The sequence below is a fragment of the Vibrio paucivorans genome, from assembly GCF_054053395.1.
Genome location: NZ_CM133230.1, coordinates 1,351,537 through 1,369,904 on the forward strand (window position 1 = coordinate 1,351,537; position 18,368 = coordinate 1,369,904).

16 protein-coding genes are annotated in these 18,368 nt (G+C 44.7%); 6 read left to right on the top strand and 10 right to left on the bottom strand.

Translation table 11 applies throughout. The features are described from left to right. Positions 1 to 6: 6 nt before the first annotated feature. Together ACXABW_RS06345 and ACXABW_RS06350 are read right to left on the bottom strand one after the other, a co-directional pair. Positions 7 to 1,944 (bottom strand): Hsp70 family protein, encoded by a 1,938-nt coding sequence (locus ACXABW_RS06345; protein ID WP_457524603.1) that lies wholly within the window; start codon positions 1,942 to 1,944, stop codon positions 7 to 9. Then, a complete protein-coding gene (locus tag ACXABW_RS06350) occupies positions 1,944 to 2,576 on the bottom strand; it encodes a DUF2760 domain-containing protein (RefSeq protein ID WP_457524604.1) in 633 nt (210 codons plus the stop codon). Before ACXABW_RS06350 ends, ACXABW_RS06345 begins: the two co-directional genes overlap by 1 nt. A 343-nt stretch (positions 2,577 to 2,919) precedes the next feature. On the opposite strand from ACXABW_RS06350, the gene ACXABW_RS06355 reads away from it, so the two are divergent. Further along, positions 2,920 to 3,450 carry a 3'-5' exonuclease gene (locus tag ACXABW_RS06355; protein ID WP_252030524.1) on the top strand — a complete coding sequence of 177 codons (531 nt, stop codon included), beginning with the start codon at positions 2,920 to 2,922 and terminating at the stop codon, positions 3,448 to 3,450. A gap of 129 nt (positions 3,451 to 3,579) precedes the next feature. Here ACXABW_RS06355 and ACXABW_RS06360 read toward each other — a convergent pair whose 3' ends face one another. From ACXABW_RS06360 to ACXABW_RS06370, 3 genes are all read right to left on the bottom strand, one after another. Continuing rightward, a complete protein-coding gene (locus ACXABW_RS06360) occupies positions 3,580 to 4,026 on the bottom strand; it encodes a tellurite resistance TerB family protein (RefSeq protein ID WP_252030525.1) in 447 nt (148 codons plus the stop codon). 109 nt (positions 4,027 to 4,135) lie between these two features. Beyond that, positions 4,136 to 6,037 (bottom strand): alkaline phosphatase D family protein, encoded by a 1,902-nt coding sequence (locus tag ACXABW_RS06365; RefSeq protein ID WP_457524606.1) that lies wholly within the window; start codon positions 6,035 to 6,037, stop codon positions 4,136 to 4,138. A 42-nt stretch (positions 6,038 to 6,079) separates the two neighbouring features. Continuing rightward, positions 6,080 to 6,454: a VC1380 family protein gene (locus ACXABW_RS06370; protein ID WP_265688298.1), complete on the bottom strand. Its 375-nt coding sequence runs from the start codon at positions 6,452 to 6,454 to the stop codon at positions 6,080 to 6,082. 127 nt (positions 6,455 to 6,581) lie between these two features. Here ACXABW_RS06370 and ACXABW_RS06375 point away from each other — a divergent pair, with 127 nt between their 5' ends. Further along, positions 6,582 to 7,943: a MipA/OmpV family protein gene (locus ACXABW_RS06375; RefSeq protein WP_457524960.1), complete on the top strand. Its 1,362-nt coding sequence runs from the start codon at positions 6,582 to 6,584 to the stop codon at positions 7,941 to 7,943. A gap of 69 nt (positions 7,944 to 8,012) precedes the next feature. Here ACXABW_RS06375 and ACXABW_RS06380 read toward each other — a convergent pair whose 3' ends face one another. Continuing rightward, positions 8,013 to 8,489, bottom strand: coding sequence for a porin (locus ACXABW_RS06380; protein WP_353505352.1), 477 nt, complete (start codon positions 8,487 to 8,489; stop codon positions 8,013 to 8,015). 42 nt (positions 8,490 to 8,531) lie between these two features. Further along, complete coding sequence (locus ACXABW_RS06385) at positions 8,532 to 8,708, bottom strand: hypothetical protein (protein WP_252030531.1); 177 nt, start codon at positions 8,706 to 8,708, stop codon at positions 8,532 to 8,534. A gap of 385 nt (positions 8,709 to 9,093) precedes the next feature. Between ACXABW_RS06385 and hrpA the strand changes: the two genes are divergently transcribed. Both hrpA and ACXABW_RS06395 read left to right on the top strand, forming a co-directional pair. Then, positions 9,094 to 13,035, top strand: coding sequence for an ATP-dependent RNA helicase HrpA (gene hrpA / locus ACXABW_RS06390; RefSeq protein ID WP_457524609.1), 3,942 nt, complete (start codon positions 9,094 to 9,096; stop codon positions 13,033 to 13,035). Positions 13,036 to 13,144: 109 nt separating this feature from the next. Next, positions 13,145 to 13,630, top strand: coding sequence for an outer membrane beta-barrel protein (locus tag ACXABW_RS06395; RefSeq protein ID WP_252030533.1), 486 nt, complete (start codon positions 13,145 to 13,147; stop codon positions 13,628 to 13,630). A 47-nt stretch (positions 13,631 to 13,677) separates the two neighbouring features. On the opposite strand, the gene ACXABW_RS06400 is transcribed toward ACXABW_RS06395, so the two are convergent. Then, entirely contained in the window at positions 13,678 to 14,127 is a 450-nt protein-coding gene (locus ACXABW_RS06400; RefSeq protein ID WP_457524611.1) for a hypothetical protein, read from the bottom strand. A 122-nt stretch (positions 14,128 to 14,249) separates the two neighbouring features. Between ACXABW_RS06400 and ACXABW_RS06405 the strand changes: the two genes are divergently transcribed. After that, complete coding sequence (locus tag ACXABW_RS06405) at positions 14,250 to 15,629, top strand: hypothetical protein (RefSeq protein WP_457524612.1); 1,380 nt, start codon at positions 14,250 to 14,252, stop codon at positions 15,627 to 15,629. Here the strand turns inward: ACXABW_RS06405 and ACXABW_RS06410 are convergent. Next, a complete protein-coding gene (locus ACXABW_RS06410; protein ID WP_457524614.1) occupies positions 15,626 to 15,907 on the bottom strand; it encodes a hypothetical protein in 282 nt (93 codons plus the stop codon). The genes ACXABW_RS06405 and ACXABW_RS06410 overlap by 4 nt on opposite strands. Positions 15,908 to 16,345: 438 nt before the next feature. On the opposite strand from ACXABW_RS06410, the gene ACXABW_RS06415 reads away from it, so the two are divergent. Further along, complete coding sequence (locus ACXABW_RS06415) at positions 16,346 to 17,689, top strand: hypothetical protein (protein ID WP_457524616.1); 1,344 nt, start codon at positions 16,346 to 16,348, stop codon at positions 17,687 to 17,689. Between the two features lie 77 nt (positions 17,690 to 17,766). Here ACXABW_RS06415 and ACXABW_RS06420 read toward each other — a convergent pair whose 3' ends face one another. Further along, complete coding sequence (locus tag ACXABW_RS06420) at positions 17,767 to 18,186, bottom strand: universal stress protein (protein ID WP_457524618.1); 420 nt, start codon at positions 18,184 to 18,186, stop codon at positions 17,767 to 17,769. Between the last annotated feature and the right edge of the window lie 182 nt (positions 18,187 to 18,368).

Here is an 18,368-nt window from a genome sequence, read left to right on the forward strand (position 1 = left end):
TTTAAATTACTGTACTTGCTCTGAGCTAGAGTTTGCGTCTTCTCGCACATCAAACTCAACATGCCATTTTTGACCGTTGTCTGAGGCAATCGCTTCCAAGTAAAGAGTCCCTAACTCTGTTACTCGTGACGCTAAAGTAACTGGAACGACTTCGCCTTCACGTCGGCCTTCAGAAACGGGCAGGGTCACTTGAATTTCTGGTAGTTCTTCAAGTTCTTCTGGTGCCCAATGATCTAGGTGAGTACCAGCAAGATCTTCTCGGCGAACGGTAGAGCCAAAGAATTGGAAGTTAACCGGTTGACCAATGATTAGGCCAAACTCTTGGCTAGGAACATCAACACTCGATCCTTCTTCCATTCCAAATGGTGCAACACATAGCGCTTCCATCGGTGGCGCCATGCCTGGGATTGCCGGCATAGCACTTTCAATCCCAACGTAGTAGCTAGAGGCGATACCGCCACGAATTCGTACGCCCTGTCCACGGCGAACTGCGCCGTAGTAGGAGGCGCCACTTGCAACGGCAAGGTCAAGATCAACCCCAGTTAGACGTTGTGCCATTTCGTTGTCGGCATCAATCAGCCACTCGTTTATGGTTTCTTCTAATCGGTTCGCGAGCAGGGTAGATTTCAGTACGCCGCCGTTAAATAAAATAGCAGTAGGTTTGATGAAATCGGCACTCGCCGTTTCTCCGCCCATCCCCGGCATGTTGGCAAACGGGTTGAAGCCTTGCTCTGGTTCGTTGAGAGCTGATGAAGTGCTTGAAAGTGCATTGGCTTGCTTGGTCAAGAAAGCCGCGATATGGCGAGTGATGCCTGCATCTTGAGCGTAAGGTAGGCCCATTTGAGTCAGTGCACCACGATTACGTTGAACTGGATGTTCAGATACGGCAACTTTCGGGAAGAAACCGTCTACCAACGTTTGCTGCACCTCTTGTTGAGTCAGCTCAGTCTTTAGAGTTGCCCCAAGTAGTTTAGAACCTCGGCTTGGAACTACAATCGGCACAGACTGAAGTTCGCTATCGTTCAGAAGTGCTTCTTTAGCATCACGACAAGCGTGAGTCATCGCCTGAACTTGCCATGGCTGAAGTTCTTTACCTTCTTGCGCGAGTTTCATTTTCAAGCGGTAAGCTAGGGCGAGATCCATATTGTCGCCGCCCAGCAAGATGTGTTCGCCGACCGCAATACGATTGAGGGTTAGGTTACCTTCATCTTCAGTTACTTCTACAAGAGAAAGGTCAGTTGTACCACCACCAATATCGACCACGAGAACAATATCACCAACAGCGACTTCATCGCGCCACTTGTCGTTGCTGTTATCAATCCAGTTGTAAAGAGCGGCTTGTGGTTCTTCTAGCAGAGTTAGGTGCGCAAAGCCGACATTTCGAGCCGCTTCAGCGGTTAAATCTCGCGCTGCAGGATCGAAAGAGGCTGGCACTGTGATTGTCACATCTTGCTCTGATAGAGGCGTTGACGGGTTTGCGTGATCCCATGCTTGCTTTAAGTGCTCTAAATACAATTCGGTCGCGCGAAGTGGAGATACTTTTTCCACCTCTTCAGGGCTACCAGCAGGTAGAAAGGCATCGCGACGATTGACGCCACCATGGCACAACCAAGACTTTGCACTGGCAATCAGGCGAATTGGCGTTTTCGCACCAAGGTTACGAGCAATCGCACCCACAAGAGCCGTTGGCTCAGAAGACCAAGGTAGTACGCGAGATGCTGGATTCATTTCGTGCTCATGTGGTTGATACAAGAATGAACCCAGTTGGTTACGAGTTTCTACCGTGCCCGGAGCTGTTAGCTGCGGGATTGCCATCACTTCTACTCGGGCATCTTCACTGGTGGCATCTACGTAAGACAGCACACAGTGAGTGGTTCCTAAGTCGATACCAACACTGAATTTTGGTGATTGAGACTCGTGACTGGCGGTGTTGTGGTTTTCCATTACAGCTCAACCTCTGCTGGTGCAATGATTGATGCGTCGTAGTTCTCTGCAAGTTTTGGCAGGTTCATTGAACTTGCTTTCCAACCTTTGTGAACCAAAGTACCGTTAAATGGCGCGTTACCCGTGACATTACCCGTTAGGCGAATTTCTTGTGGGTTGAAGCCTTCTTCGACGGTAATACGTGTTTCTTCGTCTTCATTACGAACGTGCTCTAACGAAACGTAGTCTGCCAATACTTTTTGGCCGCCAGTGTGAATAACGCGAGCCGCTGCGCCGACTTCTTCGTCTGAGAATGACGTTAGGTCTTCTTTCAGGAAGTCAATCAGGCGAGCTTCTTGCTGCATGATAGACAGAAGCTGCATGGCTGAGTCAGTCGATGCAGTTGCAAGTTTAGATTCTACTTCAACCACTTTCTCGATGACTTTTTCTACTTCGACGACTTTCTCTACTTCGACGATCTTCTCAACGGGTTTTTCTACTTCAACAATTTTCTCTACTGGCTTCTCAACCACTTTTTCAATCACTTTGGATTTGCGAGACACAGCAATGAGCAGAAGTAACACGCTAGACGCGGTTAAACCAGCATGCAGCATATCGAATGTTTGAGGGATCATTTGTAAATCGAAGTTCATATCGAATTCTCTTTAGGTCGTAATATTCAAAAAGAATAGATTGTTTGTGGCGCAAGTGAGATTTCCCTTACACAGGAACGCGCCATTCTTGTTCGTTAAATTGGGGCGAATAGTACCACATTCAAGGGATAAGGCTCGTAGAAAACGAGTATTCACGGGTGTTCAACGGTTTGAGTGGCGGCTTTTTAGTCAGCATTCGTGACGAATGGAGAGTATTTCCTGAACCTTACGGAAAATCGGTGGATTTAGCCTGAAACGTCAGTCGAGTTTTGTGCTTAACTGAGGTAGAATCTGGCGCTTTCAACGGGTTCACTCAATATTTAGCGGGTAACAAAGGCAAGAAATGAATTATAACCGAGTAGTTTGCTTCGATCTGGAAATGTGTTGTTGGAACGTCGATGGCGTTGGCACTACGGGTGAGATTATTGAAGTAGGACTGGCTGAAATTGATTTAGCGTCTGGTGAAATCGTTAAACGTGCTCAATACTACGTTAAGCCGGAGCACGACGAAGTGTCTCTATTTTGTGCGGAGCTCACTGGTATTACGCCTCGTAAGGTAGAGAAACAAGGCCGCCCGCTGGCGTCAGTCATTCAATCGATAGTGAAGAACTTTGGTGGCGCGAATAAGATTTTTGCATCGTGGGGCAGAGATGACCTGATTTTGCTCAACGAATGCCAAGAGAAAGGCATTGATGCACCTTTCAAAGAGTTTCTTAACCTAGCAACGTTGTATCGCATTCAAAATCGCCTGAAAGATAAGCGTATCGGACATCGAGCTGCGCAAGAAGAAAAGGGCATTGAATGGGAAGGTCGTCAGCACTCTGGTTATGTGGACGCCTACAACTTAGCAAAGTTGGCGCTGACAATGCTATAGGGCGCTAAATGAACAGCGTGATATCTGACATGGTTGGATAAAACGAACTGGGCTGTAAATAATGCAATAAATAAGGGTACGCAATGCGTACCCTTATTTGTTTAGTGTCGTTGATGGCCTCGCCTCAACTTACTCTCCTGTCACCGACAACTTCGCTCTAATGAACTCACTGTGGTCGACATAAAGCAATTCTGCGGCTTTACGAATGACGGCATCCTCTAGAGGGTCTATGTCTCCGTCTGCATGTGCAACTTCCCACATGGCTTTGATAAGTTCAAAACGCGTTTCTTGCGAAAGCTCCCTCAGTTGAGACGTAAAGTCGTAGAGAGACGCGGATTCTTTTACTTTCTCTTCCGCGTTACTTAAAAGCGCCTTTGATTCTTGCTCTGAAATACCTAATAAGCGAACTAATAGATCTTTTTTGGCGGTTTTCTCTGCATCCCCGATTTGGTGATCTGCACCGGCGACCTCGCACAGCAGGGAAGCAATCGCCAAATTTGGATTACTGGTTGGGTGTTTTCCTAGGTCTTGTCCGTCAAGCAACTGCTTGAATAAAGATGTAATGGCGTTGAACATAATTTGCTACCTAATGCGTGGGGCTATAGTTCTTATTTAGTGGTGCTCCCGCAAAATAACAAGTCAATATTATGTAAAACATTAATACCAATGTTGGTCAGGATGGTCGCTAGTCGCTGTCTGTCGGTAAGAAACCAATGACTTTTCCTGACGCGGTTAAGATAGAAATCTCACTTGGTTTACCATGATCGTCGAGCTTCAGTTCTCCGATTGCACTTTGGTTAACTAAACGTTTAGCGCCTGCAAATTCAGGCTCGCGCTTGGTGATTCTTAAGCGCTTACGCTTGGTAAATAGGTTTAAGAACGAACGGGGAGAGTAAAGCATGCGATCCATGATATCGCAGATACTAATAAGCGGTTCAGGGAACTGGTTTTTGAAGCCACTACAGGTAATTTGGTAGATATTTGGGCTGTTGCGTCTAAAACGAAGTTTTATGTCATAGGCGAAAGAGTAATGGACGTCTCCCGACAAGATGACGAAGTTTGTTGGCGTTTTTGTATGCGTAAAAATGCTCAGTAAGGTGTTAGCACTGCCGGGGTGCGCCATCCAGTTTTCGGCGTCAATCAAAAGCGGTTGTCCTGCCCAAGTCATGCCTCTTTGCAGTGCTTCGATAAACTTGACCCCAAACATCGGCGCCGCTGACACCACAATCACTTTATCTTGATGCATCAGTTCTTGCTGAAACTCAATCAAGGCTTCCCAATCCATCAGACCAGATGGTTTGTTCATCTTTGACTCAGAGCGCCACCTGCGGGTTCGAGTATCTAACACAACGACTTTCGGTGAAGTATGAATGGTGTAGTGCCATTGTTCGAACTTGTACAAGTGTTGCACAAAATCATCTTGAGCTTTGGGTTCGAGCGTCGTAATCGAGTTGTATGCTAAGTCCAAAAACTCTTGGTTAAAGTTGTCTGGTTCATTACCCCAACCTTGGCACAGCCAGTAAGACATCAAGCCATTACCAATAATTCGGTGAGCAAAAGGGTTCCCATATGCGGCTTTTTCCCAACCGATGGTGAGGTTCCAGTCGTCGGTGACATCGTGATCATCAAACACCATGTAGGTGGGAACATGAGCCATCAAACGTTGCACATTGCCCAAGCCTTGAACAAAGTTATCGATGATAGGCGCTTCTTTTTGCCATTGCTGTTGCCATTTTAATGGAAGAGTGGTCCCTGCAATTTGATAGCTTTGATTTGGAATGCGTTTAGCATCAATGTAGCGCCATAAAGTGGGTGACCACACCAGCAAGTACATGACAAAAAACTCGGCGAAACTTATTAGGTGATTTTCACTTTCGCGAGAGCTGAAGATTGGTCTTCTACGACTCGGTAGCCACTTTCCAAGCAGGGACTCATTGCTTGCATCGTGTGGAAGAATCTTATCTCGACCAAAATAACAATCAGGGTGAGCATACAGCGAAGCGCTATCTGGAACAGGCGCATTAGGAAGAACTTCGTTAGGCATTCCCAATAGCTCAATAGCTTGCTCAATGGCGTCTAGCGTGGGGCCAGCAACGTGATCGGCGTAGATTTGGTCACCGCTCATCATCAATAAGTCGGGTCTTTCTAATATACTCTGTGCCTCGACTTTTCTGTCTGCTGTGACTAGCGCATCTTCGCTAAAGTGGTGTGGATTTCGACATGAGCCGTGAAGAATGTAATCGGCTTTGGTCGAGATTTTAAATGTTGGGCGTTGTTCGTCTTGGTAGGTTAAATCAGGCACTAATTCAGACAAACCGCCGTGGGGCGTTACGAAGTCATAGCTTAGTGCTTGGTCTTGCGGGAACTCACTTTTGAATTGAGCAAGGACGACATAAGCATGTTCACCCACTTTTATTTGTTGGCACTTGGCGAGCGGTGCTTGGTAGATAGGCATTGAGTTGGTGTCGTCGTATAAGTGAAACTCACCCTGTAGCGGCTTGCTGGTGGTTAGCCAAAATACAATCTCGTTTGGAGTAGTTTTTCTTAACAGGGGGCCCGCCAAAATGAGCGGTAGTTCATTAGACAACTCAACTTTCCTCTACAACAGTGCCGTTAAAGCATGGGGCTATCAATCATCTGGTTGTGATGGCTCGTCTGGTACTTCTGGGTCTTCAAGCACTTCAATAATATCTGAGCTTGAACATTCGTGGCCCATCAAGAACAGTGCCAGCATAGCATCGGCTTTAGTTTTTGTATCTGTGGCATCATCTAGGATTTGCTCAAAGCGGTGACGAATCATCTCGATTTCGTGCTCGACAAATCCACGGCCTTCTTCATCACCTTGAGTTTCCTCTGGCGCATTATCAAATTCTAGAAACAAATACTCACCATCTAAACGCGCATTTGTTAGGCGTTCAGGCAACCATTCTTCTCCCATTACGACATCAATATCGCTATCATCAGGGAGTGAGTTTAGAATTTTTTTTAAATCAGATACTTTCACAATTTGTATACTTAAGCGATCATATATTCTTATTGTAACGGCGAAATACCTTTAAACATAAGAAATCCTTACTGGTAATCGAAAATAACAGCGATATCAAGTAGGAACAAAGAGAATTAACAGAATGATGAACAAAGCAGTTTGGTTAGCAGGTATCGCATGTACGGCGACGGTTTCCTATCCGGCGTTTTCCTCCGCGCAAGAAAGTGAACCTGTGACAGAAGTAGAGCAGACCGTCACAACGAAGAAAGTGTCTGAGCAAAAATGGGGGCTAGCAGCCGTATCTCGGACGGCGAGCATTCCTTTTGAAAATGAAATTGGTGACGATTCAGTTACGACTTTCATCCCGATGATGTTTTTCGAGAACGATTACTTCTTCCTAGATGGGATTGAAGGTGGTGGTTTTCTGTACAAAGAAAAAGGCTCTCCTTATGAGCTAAGTGTCCTTACGCGTATGCGCTTTGTCGATATACCGGCGTCTATTCAAAATGAGTATGAAGGTGATACGGCGGACATCGGTATGCGCCTTCGCTACCATATTGATGAAACCTGGCAGGCAGACTTAGAGTTCATGTCTGACAGCAACTTCGATTGGCACAGTAACGCTAGAATTGAAGCAAATTATGAGTTTGGTGATTGGGAATTGAGCCCACACGCCAACTTACGCTATAAGAGCTCTGACTTTAACAGCACCTATTACGCGTTCGAGCAGTACACCAACGATCGAATCGGTGCAGGTTTCGATGCGACAGTCGGTTTAGGAGCACGTTATCACGTATTCTCTAACCTTTACTTACTTGGCTCGGCGAATGTGACACGATTGGATGATAATGCCTACGATTATGAAGGTGTTAAAGAGCGCTACCAAGGCGAGTTATACCTAGGCTTCGGTTTCTTCAACGACAAAGCCAAAGCGCCTAAATCTGAGTTGTCGAACCCTCGTTACATTCGAATTGCCCATGGTTGGGCGACACCATCCAATATTGGTGACATCTTTAAGCTCAACTCAGAGAAAGACGAATTTAATAACCAATTGACGTCATTCTTCTATGGTCACCCTCTAACGGATGAACTGTTTGGTTGGCCAATTGATATCTACTTAACTCCGGGTGTCGTACACCACTGGTCGTCTGACGTTCAATCGTCAAGTACCGAATACGTGGCTGCGATTAAGGCTTACTACACCTTTAACTGGCCAACTAAGTGGCGCTTTGGTGTGGCAGAAGGTTTATCTTACATCGATAAAGTCACCTATATTGAAGCCACTGAGATGGAAGAGAAGAATAAAGTACCAAGCAACCTGCTTAATTACTTAGACTTCTCATTCGATGTGAATGTGGGTGATTTGTTCAATCAAAACGATCTTAACAACATGTGGGTGGGTTACTCGCTACACCACCGTAGTGCGATTTTCGAGAAAGCCTCTCAGTACGGCCGTATCAAAGGTGGCAGTAACTACAACACTATTTACGTTCAGTTCGATTTCTAGATTTAGATTCTAAAACAAAAGGCCACAGGTAAACATTTACCTGCGGCCTTTTTCGTTTTTGAAGACGCTTTAGAAGTGGAATTCTGCGCTTAGCGCGTAGCTGTTTTCAACGACTTTTGCTTCATATTGAGTGTACTCTAGGGCCACTCGCGCAGGGCCAATTTTAACGCCAGCACCCACACCATAGTATAGGTCGTTGGTATCTTTAACATTGTTTTGGAAGTGACCCACACCCACTCGGCCATATAGGTCGAAGATAGTGATTGGCAGTGAAACTTTCGCACTCGCTAACCAAGCGTTTGAGTAAACGTGCTCGAAATCTTTGTGAGTATCGACGAAATCAGCGTATCCACCTTCAATAGAAAGCAGAGAATTAAACGCGTAACCCGCGTATAGGTTGTATCCGCTGTTCGTGTCGCTTAGGTCAAGCGAGTCACTTTTGACTTGATAATCGGAATATAAATAGCTAGCACCGATGTACGGGTTAGCTAACGTTTGAGTGGCGAAAAGGATGGCTGCAATAGGTAGTAATTTAGTTAGTTTCATCATGTTTTTCAAAGTAGTGGTTAATGTTTGTATCAAAGAGTTTTAGTTGAATAGGAACAGAGGTTTCCCTTGTTCGATACGCATCATGTTGAGCTTGAACTTCGTATCTTCTATTCGTTTGCGTTGCTCCCTGCTGGCCGCCAAATTCCTTTTCTTTCTTATCCGGCCCTGAAGTGAAGAGATGCTTTCCAAAATATCTCTTGTTTCATCATCTGTCATAACTGACTCTGCTTTAGGGGTGTTACTTGTTAACGTGCAGTGAGAAGAGGACTTATTTCCTTCCCAAGCGGACGGCGCTTATAGTCGTTTGTGATGTGGCGATAGACATAAAATGAGAATCAAATAAATATAAAGAAGAGATAAATTGCATAACAAACAGATAAATGTCCCCTATTATCAATTGGTTATTTGTTTTCTGATTTTTGTGTGAGATTCGAGCCATCAAGCTTGTTTTTATTCTACAAGGCTGAAATTAATGTGAACTTTACCGTACGCCACAGTTTTGGAGAGGTAGTTGAGTGGGTAAACAACTGTTCTAACCGATTTTATTGTGAGGTGTGATACAATCCGCGCAGTTTTGTAGACAGTAAAAATAGGTAATGCTTTGACTTCGTCACAGCCAGAAAATAATAAGCCGCAAGCCGATAATCATGGCCAAGTTGCACAAGCCAATAACGCAGCTTCGCTTCGCAAAGCGCTTAGCGAGTGTATGTTGCGAGATAGATTTCGCCTGAGTAAGCGTATTAGCGGTGCAAGCAAAATTAAAAAAGAAGCATCCAGAAATGCCGTGTTCGATGAAATCGCACTAGATATCGCCAAATCAATGATGGAAGTCGAGCAGCGCAGTAATGCTCAGCCAACCATTGAATACCCAGACATTCTGCCGGTTAGCCAAAAAAGAGACGACATCGCTCAAGCGATTGAGCAGCATCAAGTGGTGATCGTTGCTGGTGAAACAGGCTCAGGTAAAACGACTCAATTACCCAAAATATGTGCAGAGTTGGGTCGTGGTAAATACGGCTTAATCGGGCACACGCAACCGCGTCGATTGGCTGCACGCTCTGTTGCTAATCGAATTGCCGAAGAAATGGAAACCAAACTGGGAGAGTTCGTCGGCTACAAGGTTCGTTTTAACGACCAGATTTCTGAGAATACTCAGGTTAAGTTGATGACAGACGGTATCTTGTTGGCTGAAATTCAACACGACCGTTTCTTAAACCAATATGACACCATCATCATCGATGAAGCGCACGAGCGCAGCTTAAACATCGATTTTATTTTGGGATACCTGAAAGAGCTGTTGCCACGTCGCCCTGATTTAAAAGTGATTATTACCTCGGCGACGATTGACCCAGAAAGATTCTCTAAGCATTTCAGCAATGCCCCGATTATTGAAGTCTCTGGTCGAACTTACCCTGTAGAAACGCGCTATCGTCCACTTCGTGGTGACGATGACGTGGATCGCGATCAACTTGAAGGTATATTCGAAGCGGTAGATGAGCTCTGCGATGAAGGTTTAGGCGATATCTTGATCTTCATGAATGGTGAGCGAGAAATTCGAGATACAGCGGATGCGTTGGGTAAACGTAATCTACGAGATACTGAAATTGTCCCGTTGTACGCGCGCCTTTCAGCGAGTGAGCAAAATCGTATTTTCCAACCTCATGCGGGAAGACGAATCGTTTTGGCAACCAACGTTGCTGAAACGTCTTTGACGGTTCCGGGCATCAAGTATGTTATTGACCCTGGTACCGCGCGCATTAGTCGTTACAGTTACCGTACTAAGGTACAGCGTCTGCCTATCGAGCCTGTATCTCAAGCGAGTGCAAACCAGCGTAAAGGCCGTTGTGGTCGTGTGGAGGAGGGGATCTGTATCCGCCTCTATTCTGAGGAGGACTTTGATTCTCGCCCAGAATTTACTGACCCAGAGATCCTAAGAACCAACTTGGCCTCGGTTATTCTTCAGATGACCGCGCTAGGGCTGGGAGACATTGAAGCGTTTCCTTTCGTGGAAGCTCCGGACAAGCGCAATATTCAAGATGGTGTTCGACTACTCGAAGAGTTGGGAGCGATTAACGAAAAGGCCAAAGATCCTAAGAAGCCTTTAACTGCAATTGGCCGACAGCTAGCACGTTTGCCAATCGACCCTCGACTGGCACGTATGGTGTTAGAAGCACCTAAAAACGGTTGTTTGAAAGAGTTGATGATTATTGCGTCGGCGCTATCGATTCAAGACCCGCGAGAGAGACCTTCTGACAAGCAGCAATCTTCTGATGATAAACACCGTAGATTCTTCCATGAAGAGTCGGACTTCCTCACATTTGTGAATCTATGGGACTACATTCAGAAGCAGCAAAAAGCATTGACAGGAAACCAGTTCCGTAAGCAGTGTAAGCAGGATTACCTCAACTACCTGCGCGTTCGTGAGTGGCAAGATGTCTATTTCCAAATTCATCAAGCCATGCGAGAGATGGACTTTAAGCTGAATGATGAAGCTGGCAGTTATGAAAAAGTACACAGCTCAATACTGGTTGGTTTGTTATCGCACATTGGCGTGAAGGACCAAGAAAAAAATGAGTATCAAGGTGCTCGTAACGCGCGTTTCCATATTTTCCCTGCATCTGGTTTGTTTAAAAAACAACCGAAGTGGATTATGTCGGCTGAGTTGGTTGAAACATCGAAGCTATGGGGACGGATTATTGCCAAAATTCAGCCTGAATGGGTTGAACCGATTGCTAAACATTTAATCAAGCGAAGCTACAGTGAACCTCACTGGTCGAAAAAACGTGCTGCTGTCATGGCTTATGAAAAAGTCATGATTTACGGTGTGCCTATCGTGCCAAAGCGCCTAGTGAATTACAGTAATATCGATTCGACATTAAGCCGAGAAATCTTCATTCGTAGTGCATTAGTTGAAGGGGAGTGGGAAACCAAGCACGCATTCTTCAAGCAGAATAGAAAGTTGCTACAAGAAGTTGAGGAACTGGAGCATAAGTCTCGTCGTCGTGACATTTTGGTTGACGACGACGAACTGTTCGATTTTTACGATCAGCGCGTGAGTACTGAGGTCGTCTCTGGTCGACACTTTGATACATGGTGGAAAAAAGCCTCGAAAGACAACAGTGAACTGCTGAACTTTGAAAAAGAGATGCTGTTCAAGGGCGATGCAAGCCATGTAACAGACTTGGATTACCCTAACTTTTGGCATCAAAGTGGGCTGAAGTTAAAACTGAGCTACCAGTTCGAGCCCGGTGAAGACAGCGATGGTGTAACCGTTCATGTCCCTCTGCCAATTTTGAACCAAATCGACCCTGTTGGGTTTGACTGGCAGATCCCTGGGTTAAGACATGAGTTAGTGGTGAGCTTGATTAAAGCACTGCCAAAAACATTGCGTAAAAACTTTGTGCCAGCCCCGAATTATGCTGATGCGTTTCTAGCGCGCGTGACACCAATGGAAATGCCTTTGCTGGATGCACTTGAAAAAGAGTTGCGTCGAATGACTGGTGTTGAAGTGCTCCGCGAAGATTGGAACCTAGATCAAGTGGCGGAACACTTAAAAGTGACATTCCGCGCGATTGATCATAGAAAACGCAAACTGAAAGAAAACAAAGATCTGCATGAGCTTAAAGAGAGCTTGAAAGGTAAAGTTCAAGAAACACTCTCGAAAGTGGCAGACGATGACATTGAACAGCAAGGTCTGCATACGTGGAGCTTTGGCGAGTTACCTAAAGTGTACCAGCAGAAGCGTGGTGGTTTTGATGTTAAAGCATATCCAGCGCTGGTGGACGGTAAAGACAGCGTCGAGATCAAGTTGTTTGAAACCGAGCAAGAGCAAACGACAGCAATGAAAGCGGGTCAGCGCCGCTTGATCTTGTTGAATGTGCCTTCTCCAATCAAGTATCTGCATTCGAATTTGCCAAACAAATCGAAGCTAGGTTTGTACTTCAACCCGTATGGCAAAGTGCTGGATCTGATCGATGACTGTATCGCATGTGGCATCGATAAATTGATCGAAGAGAAGGGTGGTCTTGTTTGGGATTCAGATAACTTTGAATCTTTGAAAGAGCATGTGAGAGCAGAACTTGGAGACACCGTTGTCGATATTGCACAACAAGTGGAAACGATTCTGACAACGGCGTTTAACATCAACAAAAAGCTTAAAGGTAAGATCGACTTTACCATGGCTTTTGCGCTGTCTGATATCAAAGCGCAGATCGAAAGTTTGATATTTAAAGGGTTTGCCACCGAGTGTGGTTGGAAGCGCTTGCCAGATATACTGCGTTACATGAAAGCGATCGAACGTCGTATGGAGAAGTTACCGATTGACCCGAATAAAGATCGCTTACATATGCTGAAAATTGAATCAGTTACAAACGATTACAAAGAGCTGCTTAACAAAATTCCGAGAGGAATGGCAGTTCCAGAGAACGTCAAGGAAGTCCGTTGGATGCTAGAGGAATTGCGAGTGAGTTACTTTGCTCAGCAGCTAGGGACACCTTATCCGGTTTCGGATAAACGAGTTAAAAACGCTATTGATGCGTGTTAGTTGTAGGCACAGTGCTTGCATACTGTAAAAGCATCTTTATAATTTTGTCACAATACGGCAACAGTGTGCCTTGTAGCGCTGTTGTGGGATAACACTTAGAAGGTTTAACATGAAAAAGACATTACTGGCACTAGCGTTAATTGGTGCATCTGCTACAGCTTCTGCGGACTCTTGGATTTATGGTGGTGCATCAGTTGGTCAATCTGATCTGAACTCGGAAGATGCAACAACATTCTCAATTCATGCTGGTACTGGTATTCTCCCGTTCATTGGCGTTGAAGCGGGTTACAACAACTTTGGTGAGTTCGACTTCGGTAACGGTACAGTAGAAGCTTCTTCGTTTTACGGTGCGATCAAGCCAAGCATCAACTTTGGCCCGCTACAGGTATACGCTAAAGGTGGTCTGCACTTCTGGGATCAAAAAGCAAATGCGAACGGTTACCAAGATGAAGACGATCTTGATTTAATGTGGGGCTTCGGTGCGGATTACGCAGTATTCGGCCCACTTTCACTAGGTGCCAACTACATGAACTACACCATTGGTGACAACGATATCGGCACAGTATCTCTAACAGCTTCACTGAACTTCCTATAAGTTGATAAGCTAATGTTTAAAGGCCAGCTCATTGAGCTGGCCTTTTATTATTGACTTAAGGTTATCCCCGCAGTATCCAATCGAGCAGAAGTAGGCTGCTGTTCGGACTGATACCATTCTTTAGGCATGGATTTTTCAAGGCCAAGTTTCTTTAGCGTGCCAAGTTCAGAACGGGTGATGACGACATAGTGCAGTTGACGTTCTAGTAATTCGCTCAATGCTTCAACTGTTAACTCACCATCTCTTTCTAACGCTTTGATTTGGCCAACTAACACTTCTTCTGGAAGCATAGGGACTAACACACCATCCTTTCGCCGAGCAAGATTGCTAGAGGCTGAGCAACGTTCGCGTGCGACTTCCCAACTTGGTTTGCCTTGTGAAGTGACAAAACCACTCTGATAACAGTAATAGGGCAGAAAAAATCGCGAGATAGAATGCCAGCGCTGAAAGTTCGCTTCTAAGTAAATGTGTTGGAGTTCGAGTTGGTTATCGTTCATAAAAGGCCTACTGCCCATCGGAATGAATACCAAACAAAGATACCTTAGGAGTGTTTACAAGGCGAATGGATCCGCTATGGTAAATGATTACATTTTCGCCAATTGGATGAGTTTTGCTGATTATGGATAATCTTGCTCCTATTCTTTATCACCTATCAACCAGTAATATCCCTGAGCAGCGGGAAAAAGGTGGATACCTCGTTACGACCGCGCCGTTTATCTTCAAACATTGGAAAGAAAGCAACTCTACTTTTCGTGTATTTGAAAACTGGAAGGAGGGGCCAGTATATTTACACCAAGTGACGTGCGGCGGTAGGTGTCTCGAATTTCACGAAGATAGTCATAACGATATTGTTTCGAGCATAACGTTTGACGAATACGGGATTGAAGAAAGTGTAGATAGCGTACAGAGTTGGAACCTGTCTGATCTTAACGAAGTAGAGCAGCTTTTTGACTCTGACTTTGATGGACGATCAGGCCGAGCGTTGTTTTCAGACTCTACAGACTTTTTGGTGACGGTCATTTTAGCTTTACCCCAATCTGATATCGTTCCATGGGGAGAACAAAGCGAAATCGCTGAAACACGTAAACTCTCTTCCATCAAATTTGCTTCGGAGCGAGCCTTTATTAAGGTGGTCTCGGTTATCGATGTCGACCCCACAGTGTTGTATCAGTTAATTAAAGTTGATACGGAATGGTCGTCCTTAGTGGGACTCAGTGATTCCGATTTAGCTAAGGCGTTTGATAACAAATCCAGATACTCTGTGCTATCTGAGTCGCGACATGTCGTAGATTGGTGCCTCAGCGATTCGTTTACGTCGAGATTGGCGAGATATCCGTTACTCACACAGCGACTATTTGATTGGCAACTGGTCGTCGACCCAGAATCAGCAACGAGGCCGACTCTAGATAATGTGGAGCTATTTGTAACGTCAGAGTTATTGATGTGCATGCTCAGGCTTGGTCGAACCGCGCAAATCATCGATTGCTTGGAGCGAAACCCGAATTTATCGATACCGTCTTGCTCTGGTGAGCTCATCGCAGCGTGCGTGATATATCAAGATCATGTGATGCTTGAGTATCTGGTTAAGCAAGGCTTCCTAAAGCAAAAGGAATTCGCTTATCAGATCGCTAGTATCTGTTTGTCGGCGCATGGGAGCTATTTCGCTGATTCCGCTGTTCCACTCCCTTCTGTAACAGACTTAATGAGTTGGCAGAGTGAGCAGAGCATAGGTGACTTAAAGCAAGCTGTGAGCAAAGGGTTGTCTTTACGTTGCCACGCGCTATTGGAATCTGGCGGAATCGACCAAAGAGAGTTAGATGCAGCCATTGTTTTAGCAGCAGAAAATGGCTTCACAGAACTGCTAAAACTACTCTACGATTATGGGGCTTCGTTAAGTGCTGGTGGATATTGGCCAATAAAATACGCGAACAAATTTGGACACTTAGCCATGCGAGACTTCTTGCTTTCGAAAGGGCAGCCTAATAAAAGCTTTAACTAGCTCGCTTTACCACTTGGGCAAGGAATTTGCTGATGATATTGGCCCTCAAGGGCGAAATGGAAGCCAATTTGGGAAACAGCATCGAGGCCGCAATACTGCTGAGAAAGTATGTGCACCGACGGATTTTCGTTGTTCTCTATTAATGCTTGTGCTTTAAAGCTACCGCTCATAAAAAGTGAGGCCATAAAAATCGTGATAAACGTGGCTAACCCTGCAACCAAAATTCTAACATCTCCGGTTTGGGGTGTTGTTTTGGGTAATTTTAAAGCTTTAGACATGACAAATACTCAAGTGGTCACTCTGGATTGAGTGCATACGTTAATTGTACAAATTGGCCACAATCCATTGCTACCTAGTTACGCCTTACTAAAACGTTGGGACGTGATGAGCGCTGTAGTATGAAGTGCAATTGTTGTGATATCAATCACGATTTGCGATTTTGTTCATAAAAATTACGCTTACTAATGAGTTATTTATAAGTATTTGTTTGGCAGATAAAAAGATCTCAATTAATTTTCTTGGGTTATTTATTCTTGTTGGTGGTTGATAACTAACCGCTAAATTAATGGTTGCTAATTTACTGTTTGTTAAAGAATTGTTACGTGTCAACTATCCTTACTTCCGAACAGCGGCCCTACGGTTTACTAATTTGCCTCTGTTAGTTCCTATCTCTATCTTTCTGATGCATTTGTATTACATGTTCAAGGATAGAAAAGATGAATAAAACTCTATTAAGCGTCTTGCTAGGTGGCTCGGTTGTATTGGCTGGTTGTGGGGGAGACTCTTCGAGTTCTTCAGATTCTTCCGGTTCTGGTTCATCAGGATCTTCAACAACTGCGCAGACTGGTCAGTTTATTGATGCCGCGGTTGCCAATATCAATTATGAAACAGAAACGTTGTCTGGTGTGACTGACGAAAATGGTAACTACCAATACGAAGAAGGCGAAACAGTCACTTTTTCTATTGGTTCAGTGACTTTTCCTCCTGTATTAGCTTCAGGTGTTGTCACACCGCTCGATATTGCTGATAGTAACGACACCGAGGATGATCAGGTTGTAAACATCATTCGTTTCTTGCAAACTCTCGATACGGATGGCGACCCGAGCAACGGCATTACGATTTCCGATGATGTGAAAACAGCGGCAACAGAAGATATCGACTTTGATGTCAGCAAAACTGATTTTGAAAGTGATAGTGAAGTATTAGCGGTTATTGCTCAAGGTGGGCAAGAAAGTACGATCAGTACGTTGATCGATGAATCTGATGCACTTTCCCACTTTGAAGGATCGTTGAACAGTTTTGATATCACTTTTGGTAAGTTCGTAGGCACTTGGCTCATCAGTGGTGACAACGAGAATGAATTATTGTTATTTACTTTCTTTGAAGATGGCACTTACCTCCATGCTGAAATCGATACTGATCTAGAAAATGCCGAAAACCCTGATGAAATCAATGGTATGGAGTGGGGGGAATACGAAGTTAATGACCTAGAAGAATTCTTTAGTGAAACAACTTACTTCGATGAAAATGGCGATACAGGCCTGACTGATATCATTACCTCTGACTTAACTGACTCTCAAGATGGTGCAACAGTCGTATTTTCTTTCAGTGACGATGGTTTGACCCTAACATTCAACATCACTGAGTATGAAAATGAAGTAAACGTCGGTACTGAGACAATGACATTCACTAAGCTAACCAGCAATGGCATCGTGGGCACTTGGTTGATTGCGGGTGAGAATGAAAATGAATTGCTGATGTTTACTTTCCTTGATGATGGAACCTATGTTCATGCTGAGGTTGATACGGACTTAAGCACTGCAGATAACCCAAGTGAAGACAACGGCTTAGAGTGGGGTAGCTATGAGCTTAACTCACAAACTAATGAAATGATTATTTCGTTTGATTCTCTGGGAACAGACTTGAATGGTGATACTGGTCTATCTGATTTTGCAGACAGTTCAGACAATCAACTGTTCGTTACAGTATCTGGCGATGTAATGACGGTTCGAGTCGTTGAGGGAAGCGATGAAGAGACGCTAACTTTCTATCGTCATTAAACATAGTGAGTTAACTGCATAGCAAAACGGCCACGCAATGCGTGGCCGTTGTTTGTTTAAGCCGACATTTGTATCTCTTAAATAGGCACGACCAAAATATCGACTGGAGATTTATCGATTAGATGTTTTGAGTAGGACACAATACGACTCCAAAAGTCGTGGTGGTGACCACAAACCAGCAAGTCGACATCATTCTCAACGATGGTCGCTTGTAGCTTATCACTCAAGTCACCGGTACCTACCAAAAACTGCTTCAATGGATGGTCGGTATACGACATAAAGCCACGTAACTGCTCCATCGCTTCGTTGTTTAGTGGGCCATCATCTGTACTTTGCTGCAAATCGATGAGTTCAGGATAGATTTCGCCATGGGTTCCATCAATATGGACAAATGAGAGCTGGGCACCCAACTGCTTGGCGAGAAATACGGCTCTATCGATGACGACATGGCTATCTTCTGACAGCTCGAGTGCAACTAGTATATGGTTATATTTCATCACAATACCCTCATGGTTGATTCACTCAATTTAGGATAGCGATATAGACATTTAATAGTGTTGAACTGCTCCCATAAAATCAAAAATGCTAGATTGTGCTGGATATTATGGGATCTTGTTCTTATTTTGTCCTCATTAGTGGCCGCTGGTCGCTAAGGAATGCTCTTCAACTTGTTGTGATA